This is a genomic window from Enterobacter sp. 940_PEND (assembly GCF_001059415.1).
GTDB lineage: Bacteria > Pseudomonadota > Gammaproteobacteria > Enterobacterales > Enterobacteriaceae > Enterobacter > Enterobacter cloacae_M.
Genome location: NZ_JUMS01000130.1, coordinates 1 through 410 on the forward strand (window position 1 = coordinate 1; position 410 = coordinate 410).

Below are 410 nucleotides of genomic sequence, written 5' to 3' on the forward strand. Positions count from 1 at the left end.
CAGTTCCCCGCCGCGTCCAGCACGGTGGTGTAGGTCTGGCCGCCGATGGTCACGGTGACCTTATCGCCCGCTGCCGCGCCGGTGGCGGTGCCGCTGACGATATGCGCCTGAGCGTGCTCAGCGATGTTAATCACGTCATCGCCCGCCACGGTGTTGATCGTCACTGCAGGAACGGTCACGTCCACCGTCAGAGTATGATCGACCGACGCCGGGTTGCCCGCCTTGTCGCTGACGCTTGCCGTCACGGTGACGCTGCCGTCGCCGAGCGATGCCAGATCCGCCGCCGGAACGCTCAGCGTCCAGCTGCCGTCCGCGCCTGCGGCTGTGGTGTAGTCTTTGCCGTTCAGCGTCACGGTCACGGTCTGGCCCGCTTCGGCGGTGGTGGTGCCGGATACGGTCAGATCGGACTG

1 protein-coding gene is annotated in these 410 nt (G+C 67.1%); it reads right to left on the reverse strand.

Going from position 1 to position 410, the window contains the following annotated elements; all coding sequences use genetic code 11:
• A partial coding sequence (locus ADJ24_RS19165) for an Ig-like domain-containing protein (protein ID WP_048703397.1) occupies window positions 1-410 on the reverse strand: 410 nt, incomplete at both ends.